The organism is Rhizobium ruizarguesonis, from assembly GCF_012349115.1.
Classification (GTDB): domain Bacteria; phylum Pseudomonadota; class Alphaproteobacteria; order Rhizobiales; family Rhizobiaceae; genus Rhizobium; species Rhizobium ruizarguesonis.
The window spans coordinates 18835-30734 of the sequence record NZ_PQIG01000118.1; the positions used below are offsets into that span (position 1 = coordinate 18835).

Here is an 11900-nt window from a genome sequence, read left to right on the forward strand (position 1 = left end):
AGTCGCTAGAGGATGTAGGAGAGATGCTTCTGTTTGACAAGGAAGCGGATGATGGCTGAGAGCGAGACACGATACCGGGTTGGCGGCATGGATTGCGCCGCCTGCGCAACCAAGATCGATACGGCTGTCAGACGTGTGGCGGGTGTCGCCGATGTTTCCGTCTCGGTGATGGCGGGCACGATGACCGTCCGGCACGATGGCAGCAGCGATCTCAAGGTGATCGAGAAGAAGGTGACGGGGCTCGGCTATTCCGTCGCGCCTCTTGCTGGAAGCGCTGCGCCTGCGCGGGAACACGGCTCACATCATCATGACGACCACGATCACGGCGATCATGCCGGCCATGATCACGGCCACGAAGGCCACGATCACGCAGGTCATGATCACGATCATACAAACCACGATCATGCGAGCCATGACCATGATCACGGCGAAAAGGAAATCGAAGGCCTGCATGGGCACGACCATGCGCCGGTGGCCGGTCTCTGGTGGCAGAGCAAGAAAGGCCGGCTGACCATTCTTTCGGGCGTGGCGCTCGTTGTCGCCTACGCCGTCGGCCATCTGGTGCCGGCGATCGCGCCCTACGCCTTCATCGTCGCCATGTTGGTCGGGCTGGTGCCGATCGCGCGCCGCGCCGTCATGGCCGCCCTATCAGGTACGCCCTTTTCGATCGAGATGCTGATGACGATTGCCGCCGTCGGCGCCGTCATCATCAATGCCGGTGAAGAGGCGGCAACTGTCGTGTTCCTGTTCCTCGTCGGCGAGTTGCTGGAAGGGGTGGCCGCTGGCAAGGCGCGCGAAAGCATCCAGTCGTTGACGGCCCTGGTGCCGAAGAGCGCGCTGCTCGAAGACAATGGGCAGACGCGGGAAGTGCCGGCAGAAAGCCTTGCCGTTGGCGCGACTATCATGGTTCGCCCTGGCGACCGTATCTCTGCGGACGGTATCATCATCTCAGGCGAGAGTGCGATCGACGAGGCGCCGGTGACGGGCGAAAGCACGCCGGTGCGCAAGGGCGTCGATGCCGTCGTTTTTGCCGGCACGGTCAATGGCGATGCGGTGCTGAGGGTTCGCGTCACGGCGGCGGCCGCCGACAACACCATCGCCCGTGTCGTCAAGCTGGTGGAGGAAGCGCAGGAATCGAAGGCGCCGACCGAACGCTTCATCGATCGGTTTTCGCGCTACTACACGCCCGGCGTGGTCGTGGTCGCAGCGCTGGTCGCGGTCGTTCCGCCGCTGCTGTTCGCCAGCCCGTGGGGCGAATGGGTCTATAAGGGCCTTGCCATCCTTTTGATCGGCTGCCCCTGCGCGCTCGTCATTTCGACGCCGGCGGCAATCGCCGCCTCGCTTTCATCAGGTGCGCGGCGCGGGCTGTTGATGAAGGGCGGTGCGGTGCTGGAAACGCTCGGCAAGGTGACGATGGTCGCCTTCGACAAGACGGGCACGCTGACGGAAGGCAAGCCTCAGGTAACTGATATCATTTCGTTCGGGCTGAGCGAGGCGCAGGTGCTGTCGCGCGCGGCGGTGCTGGAGCAGGGTTCCAGCCATCCGCTGGCGCTGGCGATCCTCAACCGTGCCAAGGCCGATGGCGTTCCCGTGCCGCCGGCCTTCGAGCTGGAAGCGCTGCCGGGCAAGGGTGTCAGCGGAAAAGTCGGCGGTGAGGCGCTGGACCTGCTGTCGCCGCCCGCCGCCCGCGAGCGCGGGACGCTCAGCGCGGAACAGGATGCACGCATCACGGCGCTGAACGACGAGGGCAAAAGCGTGTCGGTGCTGCTCGTCAACGGTGTTGCGGCCGGCCTGATCGCCATGCGCGACGAGCCGCGTGAGGATGCCGAGGCCGGGCTCGCTGCCCTCAAATCAGCAGGCGTCAAGGCGATGATGCTGACGGGCGACAACAAGCGGACCGCGGCAGCCGTTGCCGGCATGCTCGGCATCGACTGGCGCGGCGAGATGATGCCGGAGGACAAGCAGCGGGTCGTCGGCGAATTGAAGCGCGAGGGCTTCGTCGTCGCCAAGGTCGGCGACGGCATCAACGACGCTCCGGCGCTGGCGGCCGCCGATATCGGCATCGCCATGGGCGGCGGCACCGATGTAGCGCTGGAGACGGCGGATGCCGCCGTACTGCACGGGCGCGTCGGCGACGTGGCGCGGATGATCGAACTTTCCAAACGCACGATGCGCAACATCCTGCAGAACATCACCATCGCCCTCGGATTGAAGGCGGTGTTTCTGGTCACGACGATCGCCGGCATTACCGGGCTCTGGCCGGCGATCCTCGCCGATACCGGCGCCACCGTGCTGGTGACGATCAACGCACTGCGGTTGCTACGAATAAAGATATAGCATTTCTTTCTTTCACACGTCCGGCGCTCGTCAACATGGTGGCGGCCGCCCGGTTGTTGCGTAGTGCCGCAACGACTCGCGCCTGAGCGCTTAATCGATTCCTGGAGAGCCGGCTATATGCCGGCTCTTGCCTCGGCAGGCTTCTCCACAGGGTGCTGCTGTTAACCGGCTGCTACCCATGTTTTTCACAGGAATGTAGCAATTTCAAACATGCCGTAACGCGACGCACAAACCATCCGTTGACGTCAACTTTGATTCGAGTACTATATCTTGTGTTCAAGGTTCCTTCGATTCGTCAGGATCGCGGGCTAAGATGGGAATACGGTGCGTTTTGCCATGAAGGTAAAACAAGGCCGGAGCTGCCCCCGCAACTGTAAGCGGCGAGCAACTGTCCGATTTCAGGTCACTGAGGCATGATGCTTTGGGAAGGCTGGGGGCAGGGTGCTTCGACCCGCAAGCCAGGAGACCTGCCTTGAGCGAAACGTCCACGGGCGGGGTGTCCGGAAGGTTGTGCATGTCAGGTGGATTAAATCCGCATCTGTTGCGCTGCCCCGAACGTCCGCATGAGCACTTCGGGGTTGAAGTCATGTCGAGAGCATCAAAACCGCCGCCCGCGCAGATCCTGCAAGGGATAATGCCCGGCGCCTGAAGCGCCGCCCTAATCAGATTGATTGCCAAGTTTTGCCTCGGACGCTGCAAGGCGCCCGATCCCAGTTTTGCGTCCGGAATCCATTGAATCACGAGGAACATGATGACCATCACCGTCTACAGCAAGCCTGCCTGCGTCCAGTGCACTGCCACCTACCGCGCCCTCGACCGGTTGGGCGTCGATTATGACATCGTCGATATCTCTGAGGATGCCGAAGCGCTCGATCGCGTCCGCAGCCTCGGCTACATGCAGGCGCCTGTCGTCATCGCCGGCGAGCAGCATTGGGCCGGCTTCCGTCCCGACATGATCAGCGCACTTTCCTGAGGAAAGGCGATGGGTCTGATCGTCTATTATTCCAGCCGATCCGAGAACACCCATCGGTTCGTCGCCAAGCTCGGACTGCGCGCGGCGCGCATTCTGCCAGGTGGCGCAGACGCGTTCCATATCCGCGAACCCTTCGTGCTGGTCGTGCCGACTTATAGCGGCAACGGCGGCAAGGGTGCCGTTCCCAAGCAGGTGATCCGTTTCCTCAACGATGCGGAAAACCGAGGACACATCCGCGGCGTAATTGCCGCGGGCAACAGCAATTTCGGCGAGACATACGGGCTCGCCGGCGACGTCATCTCGCAGAAATGCCAGGTGCCTTACCTCTACCGGTTCGAGCTGCTGGGCACGGAAGACGACGTCGCCAACGTCAAATACGGAATGGAACGGTTTTGGACACGGGAACAACTCTGACGCGGGATGCGGGCGCAAAACCGCATAACACTTTTGCTCATCCCGCCGGCGAACGCCCTTTGAAAGCGGTGGAAACGCTCGACTATCACGCGCTGAACGCGATGCTGAACCTCTATGACGATGAGGGCAGGATCCAGCTCGACAAGGATCGTTTGGCTGCCAAGCAGTATTTCCTGCAGCATGTGAACCAGAACACGGTGTTCTTTCACAATCTCCGGGAAAAGCTCGATTACCTCGTGACCGAGGGCTATTACGAGCAGGAGGTTCTCGACCAGTATTCCTTCAATTTCGTGCGCGACCTGTTCGACCAGGCCTATGCCAAGAAATTCCGGTTCCCGACCTTCGTCGGCGCCTTCAAATACTACACCAGCTATACGCTGAAGACCTTCGACGGAAAGCGCTATCTCGAGCGCTACGAGGACCGCATCTGCATGGTGGCGCTGGCCTTGGCGCGCGGCGACGAGACCCTTGCCCGCGACATGGTCGACGAGATCATTTCCGGCCGCTTCCAGCCGGCGACTCCGACCTTCCTCAATGCTGGCAAGAAGCAGCGCGGCGACCTGGTTTCCTGCTTCCTGCTGCGCGTCGAGGACAATATGGAATCGATCGGCCGGTCGATCAATTCGGCGCTGCAATTGTCGAAGCGCGGCGGCGGCGTGGCGCTGTCGCTGACGAATATCCGCGAGGCGGGCGCGCCGATCAAGCATATCGAGAACCAATCGTCGGGCATCATTCCTGTCATGAAGCTGCTCGAAGACAGTTTCTCCTATGCCAACCAGCTCGGCGCACGCCAGGGCGCGGGGGCCGTCTATCTCAATGCCCACCACCCCGATATCATGCGCTTCCTCGACACCAAGCGCGAAAATGCCGACGAGAAGATCCGCATCAAGACGCTTTCGCTCGGCGTCGTCGTGCCCGACATCACCTTCGAACTCGCGAGGAACAACGAGGACATGTACCTGTTCTCGCCCTATGACGTGGAGCGCGTCTATGGCGTGCCCTTCACCGAGATTTCGGTGACGGAAAAGTACCGCGAGATGGCTGATGATGCCCGCATCTCCAAGAAGAAGATCAAGGCGCGCGAATTCTTCCAGGTGCTTGCCGAAATCCAATTCGAGAGCGGCTACCCCTACATCATGTTCGAGGACACGGTGAACCGGGCGAACCCGATCGCCGGACGTATTTCGATGAGCAATCTTTGTTCGGAAATCCTGCAGGTGAGCGAGGCCAGCGAATATCATGACGACCTTTCCTACAAACATCTCGGCAAGGATATTTCCTGCAATCTCGGCTCGCTGAATATCGCCGCGGCAATGGATTCGGCCGATTTCGGCAAGACGATCGAGACCTCGATCCGGGCGCTGACGGCCGTTTCCGACATGAGCCACATTTCCTCGGTTCCCTCGATCGAGAAGGGCAATGACGAGAGCCATGCGATCGGCCTCGGCCAGATGAACCTGCACGGATACCTCGCCCGCGAACGCATCTTCTATGGCTCCGAGGAAGGCGTCGATTTCACCAATATCTATTTTTATACGGTGACCTATCACGCAATCCGCGCCTCGAACCTTTTGGCGGTCGAACGCGGCACGAGCTTCAAGGGCTTTGAGAATTCGAAGTATGCCTCCGGCGACTATTTCGACAAATATACCGACCGGCTCTGGGAGCCGGCGACGGAGACGGTGAGGGCGCTGTTCGAGACATCGGGCATCCATATTCCAACGCAGGAAGATTGGGCCGCGTTGAAGAAGGCGGTGATGGCCTCCGGCCTCTATAACCAGAACCTGCAGGCGGTGCCGCCGACAGGCTCGATCTCCTATATCAACCACTCGACCTCCTCGATCCATCCGATCGTCTCGAAGATCGAGATCCGCAAGGAAGGCAAGATCGGCCGCGTCTATTATCCGGCGCCGTTCATGACCAACGACAATCTCGATTATTATCAGGACGCCTACGAGATCGGGCCGGAGAAGATCATCGACACCTATGCAGCGGCGACCCAGCATGTCGACCAGGGCCTGTCGCTGACCTTGTTCTTTCGCGACACGGCAACGACGCGCGACATCAACAAGGCGCAGATCCATGCCTGGAAGAAGGGCATCAAGACGATCTACTACATCCGCCTTCGCCAGATGGCGCTGTCCGGCACCGAGGTGCAGGGCTGCGTATCCTGTACCTTGTGATTTGAATGCTGCTGGCGCTGCAAGGAACGGGAGGGTTCGCAGTTCCCTTCGCCATGCAGATTCTGGCGCCCGAAAAGGACCACCCGATGAACATGCAAATCAAACCCGCTTCCCGCGTGCGCGCCGTCAACTGGAACCGCATCGAGGACGATAAGGATCTCGAAGTCTGGAACCGGCTCACCGGCAATTTCTGGCTGCCGGAAAAGGTGCCGCTTTCCAACGACATTCCCTCCTGGGCAACGCTGACGGCGGCCGAGCAGCAGTTGACCATCCGCGTCTTCACCGGGTTGACGCTGCTCGATACGATCCAGAACGGTGTCGGTTCCATCCGGCTGATGGAGGATGCGGCGACGCCGCATGAGGAGGCGGTGCTTTCCAACGTCTCCTTCATGGAGGCGGTGCATGCGCGATCCTATTCCTCGATCTTCTCGACCCTGTGCTCGACGCCCGATGTCGACGATGCCTATCGCTGGTCGGAAGAGAACGAGTTCCTGCAGCGGAAATCGGCGTTGATCATGGAGCAGTATCGCTCCGGCGATCCTCTGAAGAAGAAGGTCGCGAGCGTCTTCCTCGAAAGCTTCCTGTTTTATTCGGGCTTCTACCTGCCGATGTACTGGTCGAGCCGGGCCAAGCTGACCAACACGGCCGACATGATCCGGCTGATTATCCGCGACGAGGCGGTGCACGGCTATTATATCGGCTACAAGTTCCAGCGCGGGTTGGAGCGGCTCGGCGACGAGCGGAAGCAGGAGATCAAGGATTTCGCCTTCGAACTGCTGCTCGAACTCTACGACAACGAGGCGAAATATACCGAAGCGCTGTATGACGGCGTCGGGCTGACCGAGGACGTCAAGAAATTCCTGCACTACAATGCCAATAAGGCGCTGATGAACCTTGGCTACGAGGCGCTGTTCCCGGCTGAAGCCTGCAAGGTCAATCCGGCGATCCTGTCGGCGCTTTCGCCGAATGCCGACGAGAACCACGACTTCTTCTCCGGCTCCGGCTCCTCCTATGTCATCGGCAAGGCGGTGGCGACCGAGGACGAGGACTGGGATTTCTGAGTCTTGATCGCAGTCTGCCTCTTATCATTTGCTCCCTCATCGCCCACATTCAGCGGAAACTAAATTCGGTCCTCGCCGATGATGTGGCGTAGCGGGAGTTTTTGATGTCGTCTTTTTTGAACAAGGCCGGGACTGCCGTCGAAGCGGAAGAAGGCGTCTGGCCGATCCGCAGAAGACGGATTCTCGACTGGCTGGTGAACGAGACGCGCGGCGAGCGGTTCATCGACAATATCCTGGTGGACATGTGCGAGAAGCTGCTGGCGGCAGGAGTGCCGGTGGCGCGGGCGACGTTGCATTTCAGGACGAACCATCCGCAATGGATCGGCGCCCGCATCCTCTGGAAGGAAGGCCTGGCGGAGGCGAAGATCAACACTTTCGCCTATGGTGTCGAAAACACGCCGGAGTTCCTGAAGAGTCCCGTCAACGCGATCCATCAGGGTTCGGAGGAGGTGCGTAGACAGCTGGAAGGCACAGCCGACGGCGACGAGGATTCATTCTATCAGGAACTGCGCGATGACGGCCTCACGGAGTATATCGCCTGGCCGCTCGAGCATACTTTCGGCAAACGGCATGTCGCGACATTTTCGACCAGCCGGCCGGGCGGTTTTACGAGCGAGCATGTCGATTTCCTGCGCGACCTGCTGCCGGCATTGACCCTCGTCAGCGAAATCCGGCTGAAGAACATCATGGCGCGCACGCTGCTGCAGACCTATGTCGGACCGCATGCGAGCGAACAGATCCTGTCGGGCGTCACGACGCGCGGCAGCGGCGCGACCGTCGGGGCGGCAATCATGATCTGCGACTTGCGCGACTTTACGGCGATCTCCGATCTCTGGCCGCGTGACGATGTCATCCATCTGCTCAACGATTATTTCGACGCCATGTCAGATCCGATCGAGCGGCATGGCGGAGAGATCCTGAAGTTCATGGGTGACGGATTGCTGGCGATCTTCCCGTTAGCCAAGGAAACCGCCTGCCTCGATCTGCTGCAGGCGATCCGCGAAGGGCAGGCGTTGATGGCGCAATTGAACGAGCAGTATGCGGGCAACGGACGCGAACCGTTGCGCTACGGCGTCGGCGTGCATGTCGGCGACGTCATGTACGGCAATATCGGCTCGCGCCGGCGGCTGGATTTCACCGTCATTGGCCCGGCGGTCAATGTCGCCTCGCGACTGGAAACCCTGACCAAGGAGGTCAAGCGTCCGGTGCTCTTGTCGCGGGCCTTTGTCGAAATGGCGGGCTGCGCGAAGGACATGGATAGTCTCGGCACCTTCCCGCTGCGCGGGCTTGGAGAGCCCGTCGATGTTTTCGCCTTTCCGGAGCGCGTCGCTGCATAATTTTCAACGCAGGCAGGCTCATACGCCTCGCTTGTTTCCCCAGAGCAGCACGTGCAATTGCGGTAGTACGCGGACTTCAAACCATTGGTCGGCCGTCACCCTTTCGACAAGCCAGCGCATCCGATCCATCACGCCGTCGATATCAATGCGCGCGTCATCGTTATCGGGCGGCGGCGGCGTATGATTGCCTGGCTGAAGGAACAACGGAATTTGGGGATAGCGCTGACCCGCCTGTTCGGCGAATTCGTAGTCGGCATCGTCGAAGACGACAATCTTCAATGCGACCTCCGGTCCGCCGGCGGCCAGTTGAAGGCAGTTATCCACCTGATCCCAATCCGTCAGCATTCCGCTTGATGGCGGTTTGGGGCTGACGACCAGGACGTCGAGATCGCGAAACCAGGCCTGGGCTACGCTTCCCTGTGTTTCCAGGGCAAAACGATATCCTTGCGAATGGCCAAGCTCGATAAGCGGCCTTAGGGGCTGTATCGCCGGATTGCCTCCGGAAAGGGAAACCGTCAGTGGTTTTCCACCGGAGAGCTTCATGATCTCGTGCCAGATCGCCTCCGTGGACATGGGAATCCATTGATCCCGGAAGGCGCTATCGACGGCGTGAAGGCTGTCGCACCAGGAACACCGGTAGTCACAGCCGCCTGTCCTCACGAACACCGTCGGCAGCCCGATCAAGGCGCCTTCACCCTGTATGGTCGGGCCAAAGATCTCGCTGACGCGAATGGTCCCGGCGCTCACGGCCTGTACTCCGCCCAGGTTTTCGGGGTCTCGCTGACGCGAACGGACGATGTTTCCGGGAAGTGCTGCTTGCACCAGTCGTAGAAGTGCCTTGCCAGGAATTCGGAGGTGACTTTCGAATGGCCGAAGACGTCGTTCAGGTGACGATGATCGAGAGCTTCGTCGATATAGCGCTTGAGCGGCGAGAGGTCGTGATAATCACGGACGAAGCCATCATCATTCAGGCTTTCCGCAGCCAGCTCGACGACGACGACGTAGTTGTGACCGTGGAGCCGAGCGCATTGATGGTCGGCAGGCAGGTGATCCAGTTGATGGGAGGCGGAGAGATGAAACTCCTTGGTGATGCGGTACATCAACGCACCTCCGTGGCGGAGTATCGCGACACGGCCGCTTTCCAGAAGTCCTTGTCTTCGTACTCCGTCGGATCGGGGACACCGGCAAGATGGAACGCTTCACGGCGTTCCACACAGGTTCCGCAGCGCCCACAGTGGAGCTCGCCGCCCTTGTAGCAGGACCAGGTTTCCGAGAACGGCGTGCCGTGTTTTTCGCCGTCAACCACGATCGCCGCTTTGGAAACGTCGACATAGGGTGCAAGCAGTTTCACGCTGGCATAACCGTCCAGCGCTTCGTTTTGCATATGCTGGAAGGCATCGATGAAGCCCGGCCGGCAGTCCGGGTAGATGAAGTGGTCGCCGCCATGCACGGCGACGGCAACGGCATCTGCTTTTTGCGCGGCAGCCAGACCGAACGCAATTGCCAGCATGATGGCATTACGGTTGGGCACGACGGTGGCTTTCATGGTCTCCTCGGCGTAGTGGCCGTCTGGAACCTCGACATTGTCGGTCAGGGCCGATCCGCTGAGATGACCGCCGATGCTGGCGATGTCGATAATATGATGTGGAACGGAGAGCCGTGCGGCACATCTGGCGGCGAAGTCGAGTTCCTTGCGATGCCGTTGGCCGTAGTCGAAGGAGACCAGGCCGATAAGTTGCTTTTCTGTTGCTACCTTGTGGGCAAGCGAAACGGAGTCCAGTCCGCCTGAGCAGACGACGATGGTTTTCATATTTTGGATCCCTTGTTTTGACCGGGTGGGCTGCGACCGGATTAGGCGGTGCTTCTAGGACAAATCACGCGCCATGGAAACAGTTTTGAAGCGTGAGCGTGATTGAGGGATGAGATGACGTTGATTTCACGGCGATTTTCATGGCTGCGGGGTCTGATGCCAACACTCCCACAGCGGGGTAGCTTAACCGATCGGAAAGTTGATCTGCGGCGGCAGCAGGAGATGCAGGTCCTCGGCATCCGGATTGCTGATGCGCTGCAGCAGCATGCGTCCCAGATCCTCGCCCGCCGCCGTCAGGTCCTCGTGGATCGTATCGACCTTCGGCTGCAACTGGCTGAGAAGGCGGGACGTCTCCTTGGCGACGATATCGTAATCGACGGCCAGTATGCGGCCGGCATCGCTCATGCCGCTGATGACGGCAAGCGCCGAAACTTCGCCGGGGCAGATGAAACCATCAGGAGCATCCGGGGCGGCGGCGCGGCTGCTAATGAAGTCGCGCAGCACGTCTGCCGGCGTATCGAGATCGACCGCCTCGGGGATCTCATAGGCGATGCCTGCCTCCCGCACCGCCGTCATGAAGCCATGCAGGATATGCTGGCAGAAGGTCAGCCGTTTCGGCGGCAGGATCACCACCACCTTTTTGCGGCCCTTGGCGATCAGCCGGCGCGTCGCCTCATAGGCAAAGGTGAAATTGTCGTAGTCGACATAGGGGTGCGGCGTCGAAAATTCGGTGCGGCCATGACAGATGAAGGGAAAGCCGGTCTCGAGCAGCAGGCGGACGCGGGCATCGAGCGGTTCGGTGCGCGTGAAGATCAGCCCGTCGGCGAGGTGATTGCGAATGATGTATTCAGCGGCCTCGACATCGGTCGTCGACAGGAAGTTCGGCGCGACGACAAGATGGTAGGAGGTCTCTTTCAACGCCTTGGCGATGCCGTACATGATCGAGGTGCTGAAACCGACCACTTCCTCGTGCGAATCGAGCAGGATAGCGATGACATTGGTGCGGCCGGTCTTCAGACGCTGCGCGGCCCGGTCCGGGAGATAGCCGATCTCGCGGGCGATGCGGTGCACGCGTTGACGGGTCTCGAGCGAAATCTGCGGCGCATCGGAGAGCGCCCGTGACACCGTCGTCACCGCAAGACCAGCGATCGTGGCGATCGTTCGCAAGGTCGGCTTGCCGCGCTTATGCGTTATATCGAGATTTTCGCCGCGCTGCGGCCGGGACGGTTCGGTCACCCTTGGCTTTCCATGCTGGAATTGCCGATACCATAACACGATGAATCCGGTGCGCAATCAACGAATGAAAACGTTTTAAATTTTAACGTTCTGTTAGCCATGAATTAAATATGAATTATATTCAGTAACTTAGGGAAATAACCATATTTTTCTCGAGAGTCGAGAAAGGGCTTGACGACGGGAGGCTTATAACGTTTTAAATTGTTAACCGCGCGGAGGAGTGCGGCTGTATGCTGACCGCTGCAATGGCGGGAAGCATCGGGCGGCAGGGAGGGTCCCGCCGCCGATTTGCAAATGGGAGGAAATTCATGAGCAAGTTTTTGAGCTCGGCAGCTATTGCTGTCGTGATGATGGCTGGCCTCGGTGTGGCCCAAGCAGCCGACGTCAAGGAAGTACAGATGCTGCACTGGTGGACGTCAGGTGGCGAGGCAGCGGCGCTGAACGTTCTGAAGCAGGATCTTTCGAAGGAAGGTTTTGCCTGGAAGGATGTGCCGGTTGCCGGCGGTGGCGGCGATGCGGCGATGACGGCGCTGAAGGCGATGGTTGCGG

The 11900-nt window shown here is 60.0% G+C and carries 10 protein-coding genes, 1 pseudogene and 1 riboswitch; of the genes and pseudogenes, 7 read left to right on the plus strand and 4 right to left on the minus strand.

Annotated features, from left to right (window positions below):
- Positions 1–51: 51 nt before the first annotated feature.
- From C3Y91_RS32100 to C3Y91_RS32125, 6 genes are all read left to right on the plus strand, one after another.
- Positions 52–2337, plus strand: coding sequence for a heavy metal translocating P-type ATPase (locus tag C3Y91_RS32100; protein WP_130665162.1), 2286 nt, complete (start codon positions 52–54; stop codon positions 2335–2337).
- A 262-nt stretch (positions 2338–2599) separates the two neighbouring features.
- Positions 2600–2826: riboswitch (cobalamin riboswitch) on the plus strand.
- 262 nt (positions 2827–3088) lie between these two features.
- On the plus strand, positions 3089–3310 hold the full coding sequence (nrdH, locus tag C3Y91_RS32105; RefSeq protein WP_017968025.1) for a glutaredoxin-like protein NrdH: 222 nt from the start codon (positions 3089–3091) through the stop codon (positions 3308–3310).
- Between the two features lie 9 nt (positions 3311–3319).
- Positions 3320–3724: a class Ib ribonucleoside-diphosphate reductase assembly flavoprotein NrdI gene (nrdI, locus tag C3Y91_RS32110; protein ID WP_024323811.1), complete on the plus strand. Its 405-nt coding sequence runs from the start codon at positions 3320–3322 to the stop codon at positions 3722–3724.
- A complete protein-coding gene (nrdE, locus tag C3Y91_RS32115; protein ID WP_168576255.1) occupies positions 3703–5907 on the plus strand; it encodes a class 1b ribonucleoside-diphosphate reductase subunit alpha in 2205 nt (734 codons plus the stop codon). Before nrdI ends, nrdE begins: the two co-directional genes overlap by 22 nt.
- An 86-nt stretch (positions 5908–5993) precedes the next feature.
- Positions 5994–6968, plus strand: coding sequence for a class 1b ribonucleoside-diphosphate reductase subunit beta (nrdF, locus tag C3Y91_RS32120; RefSeq protein ID WP_024323813.1), 975 nt, complete (start codon positions 5994–5996; stop codon positions 6966–6968).
- Positions 6969–7072: 104 nt separating this feature from the next.
- Positions 7073–8305 (plus strand): adenylate/guanylate cyclase domain-containing protein, encoded by a 1233-nt coding sequence (locus tag C3Y91_RS32125; protein WP_130662302.1) that lies wholly within the window; start codon positions 7073–7075, stop codon positions 8303–8305.
- A gap of 18 nt (positions 8306–8323) precedes the next feature.
- Here the strand turns inward: C3Y91_RS32125 and queE are convergent, their stop codons facing one another.
- The 4 genes from queE to C3Y91_RS32145 all read right to left on the minus strand — a co-directional run bounded on the left by queE (position 8324) and on the right by C3Y91_RS32145 (position 11351).
- Positions 8324–9052, minus strand: coding sequence for a 7-carboxy-7-deazaguanine synthase QueE (queE, locus tag C3Y91_RS32130; RefSeq protein WP_168252253.1), 729 nt, complete (start codon positions 9050–9052; stop codon positions 8324–8326).
- Positions 9049–9405 (minus strand): 6-carboxytetrahydropterin synthase QueD, encoded by a 357-nt coding sequence (gene queD / locus C3Y91_RS32135; RefSeq protein WP_024323816.1) that lies wholly within the window; start codon positions 9403–9405, stop codon positions 9049–9051. Before queD ends, queE begins: the two co-directional genes overlap by 4 nt.
- Positions 9405–10115 carry a 7-cyano-7-deazaguanine synthase QueC gene (queC, locus tag C3Y91_RS32140; protein ID WP_024323817.1) on the minus strand — a complete coding sequence of 237 codons (711 nt, stop codon included), beginning with the start codon at positions 10113–10115 and terminating at the stop codon, positions 9405–9407. The genes queD and queC overlap by 1 nt, the downstream gene beginning before the upstream one ends.
- A 183-nt stretch (positions 10116–10298) precedes the next feature.
- Positions 10299–11351, minus strand: a complete 1053-nt coding sequence (locus C3Y91_RS32145; RefSeq protein WP_128412595.1) for a LacI family transcriptional regulator — start codon at positions 11349–11351, stop codon at positions 10299–10301.
- A gap of 308 nt (positions 11352–11659) precedes the next feature.
- Here C3Y91_RS32145 and C3Y91_RS32150 point away from each other — a divergent pair.
- Positions 11660–11900 (plus strand): annotated as a pseudogene (locus C3Y91_RS32150) (sugar ABC transporter substrate-binding protein); the annotation flags it as partial.

Excerpts from the sequence above, each read along its gene's own strand:
- C3Y91_RS32100 (WP_130665162.1), top strand. The coding sequence starts at position 52 with ATGGCTGAGAGCGAGACACGATACCGGGTTGGCGGCATGGATTGCGCC.
- nrdH (WP_017968025.1), top strand. The coding sequence starts at position 3,089 with ATGACCATCACCGTCTACAGCAAGCCTGCCTGCGTCCAGTGCACTGCC.
- nrdI (WP_024323811.1), top strand. The coding sequence starts at position 3,320 with ATGGGTCTGATCGTCTATTATTCCAGCCGATCCGAGAACACCCATCGG.
- nrdF (WP_024323813.1), top strand. The coding sequence starts at position 5,994 with ATGAACATGCAAATCAAACCCGCTTCCCGCGTGCGCGCCGTCAACTGG.
- C3Y91_RS32125 (WP_130662302.1), top strand. The coding sequence starts at position 7,073 with ATGTCGTCTTTTTTGAACAAGGCCGGGACTGCCGTCGAAGCGGAAGAA.
- queD (WP_024323816.1), bottom strand. The coding sequence starts at position 9,405 with ATGTACCGCATCACCAAGGAGTTTCATCTCTCCGCCTCCCATCAACTG.
- queC (WP_024323817.1), bottom strand. The coding sequence starts at position 10,115 with ATGAAAACCATCGTCGTCTGCTCAGGCGGACTGGACTCCGTTTCGCTT.